Annotated in this window: 2 protein-coding genes; both read right to left on the reverse strand. The window is 33.7% G+C overall.

The window, feature by feature from the left end; genetic code table 11:
* Positions 1-127 precede the first annotated feature (127 nt).
* Positions 128-676 carry a sigma-70 family RNA polymerase sigma factor gene (locus tag Q0505_RS16065; protein ID WP_299215039.1) on the reverse strand — a complete coding sequence of 183 codons (549 nt, stop codon included), beginning with the start codon at positions 674-676 and terminating at the stop codon, positions 128-130.
* 383 nt (positions 677-1,059) lie between these two features.
* On the reverse strand, positions 1,060-2,534 hold a 1,475-nt coding region (locus tag Q0505_RS16070; RefSeq protein ID WP_299215042.1), incomplete at its 5' end, for an ABC transporter ATP-binding protein.

Here is a 2,534-nt window from a genome sequence, read left to right on the forward strand (position 1 = left end):
CTTCAAATTCGATTTGAACTTGTAAGCGTTCTTGAAAATTTATAAAATAATTTTCAGGGACTTTGTAGTCATTATTTTTTGATATGTTTTTAGAATCTTCCATAAATATTCTCCTTTATATTGAGAACTAGGTGCTTTTTAAATAGTCTGTGATTTTTTTGGTTGCAATGTGATACGAACTTTTTAATGCGCCTACAGAGGTATCAGTAATTTCGCTAAGTTCTTCATACGTGATATCTTGAAAATACTTCATTCTAAATACCGTTTGTTGTTTCTCTGGAAGCGTTTGAATGGCTTTTTGTAATTGGATCTGGATTTCATCTCCTTCAAAATAGAGGTCACTTTCTAATGAGTTAATGAGCCTATCTTGCAACGCTTCACTAGAGATATGATATTGTTTGGCTCTTTTATTTAAAAACGTAATAGCTTCATTGGTTGCAATTCTATATAACCATGTATATAATTTACTATCTCCTTTAAAGGAATGAATACTGCGATGTACTTTTATAAAAACATTCTGTAAAACATCGTCTGTATCTTCATGATTTTTTACCATCTGACGGATATGCCAATATAGACGTTCTTGATATTTTTCTACCAATATCGTAAAAGCAGCATGGTTAGGTTGCTTCTTTAAGTCGTCTATAAGCTGACTTTCTATTATTTGGGTTTGCATCACGATACTTTGACTTCTTTTTTTTCAAAAAGTTTAATCTTAAAAAAATATTAATTTTTCATTGGTAATGAACGAGTTATGGGTGTAGTGGCATTTATATTATCGACAAAATGCACTTTTTTATAGATTAAATGCAATATTTGCTTGTGTATTCAAAACTATCCTGTTATATTTGAACCATCATTAAACAATGATCGACCTACATGAAACCCCAAATTCATAAGTTGATTTAATCATACGCTTTTTGATATCGCGAGCCCCAAATGTGGTATCAATAAAGTTTATACTTAACCTGAGGAAGCTACTTTTTTTAAAAAGTAGCTTTTTTTTTGTTTCTGTTTTTGCTTTTCTGCCTGCTGGCAGGCAGGAAAGCGTATTCAACCTTACTCAAAAGATTGCATAGCAACTAGATTGTGGTAGACTCCTTTTTTGTCCAATAATTCTTGATGTTTTCCTTGCTCTACAATCACTCCTTTTTGCATGACCACGATCTGATCTGCTTTTTGAATCGTAGATAAGCGATGTGCAATGACTATAGACGTTCTATTTTGCATCATGTTTTCTAATGCTTTTTGAACCAATCGTTCACTTTCTGTATCTAATGCAGAAGTAGCTTCATCCAAAATCATGATAGGAGGATTCTTTAATACAGCTCTCGCGATAGATAAGCGTTGTTTCTGACCGCCACTTAATTTATTGCCACTATCTCCTATATTGGTATTGATACCTTCAGGTAAATCTTTTACAAACTCCCAAGCATTTGCAATTTTTAAGGCATCAATAATTTCTTCATCTGTAGCGCCTTCTTTACCAAGATTGATATTATTTTTAATACTATCATTAAAAAGGATTGCATCTTGAGTGACCAATCCCATCTGATCTCTCAATGATTTTTTAGTAATTTCTTTGATAGGTGTACCATCCAACTTTATGACTCCTTCATTCACATCATAAAAACGGGTCACTAGATTAGCTATGGTACTTTTTCCAGAACCAGATTGTCCTACCAGTGCAACGGTATGACCTTTAGGGACTGTTAGTGAAAAATGATCTAATACGGTTTCCTGATCGTATTTAAATGAGATATTTTCTAAACTAATTTCTTTAGAAAATGCAGGTGCTATTTTGGCATTTGGCGCATCTTGTATTTGAGTTTCGGTCTCTATAATTTCTAATATCCTAGCGGCAGCAGCATCTCCTTTTTTTACAGAGTAACTTGCTTTTGCTATCGATTTTGCGGGTGTTAATATTTGATACGCAAGTCCCATGTATCCAATAAATGTAGCTCCATTTAATCCAGAGTCTACATTTAACACCATATTTCCTCCATACCAAAGCAATACTCCAATAACGGTAATTCCTAAAAACTCACTCACAGGAGAAGCTAAATTCTGTCTATGTGTAAGAGAATTGCTATAATTTTTAAAACGCTCTGTAGATAGTTCAAACCGCTCTTGCATCCGATCTTCAGCACTAAAGCCTTTAATGATCTTTAGGTTTGCCAATGTTTCTTCAACAAGTGAAAGAAAATAGCCTTGCTCAGTTTGTACTTGATTAGATCTTTTTTTAAGCGTCTTTCCGATACGAGAAATAATAAAACCCGCGACAGGAATAAAGATGAATACAAATATGGTCAAAGGGGTACTTATAAAAAACATGGTTCCTATGGCAAATAGGATTGCCAATGGCTCTCTTACAAATAATTCTAGAATAGATAGAAAAGAGTGCTGTACTTCGAGTACATCAGATGTAATCCTCGCAATGGTGTCCCCTTTACGCTTTTCTGAATAAAAACTAAGATTGAGGTTTAAGATACGTTTGTACATCACATCCCGGATATCTTTAAGTACGCCATTAC

The sequence above is a fragment of the uncultured Dokdonia sp. genome, assembly GCF_937910895.1.
In the GTDB taxonomy this organism is placed as follows: Bacteria; Bacteroidota; Bacteroidia; order Flavobacteriales; family Flavobacteriaceae; genus Dokdonia.

Excerpts from the sequence above, each read along its gene's own strand:
- Q0505_RS16065 (WP_299215039.1), bottom strand. The coding sequence starts at position 676 with ATGCAAACCCAAATAATAGAAAGTCAGCTTATAGACGACTTAAAGAAG.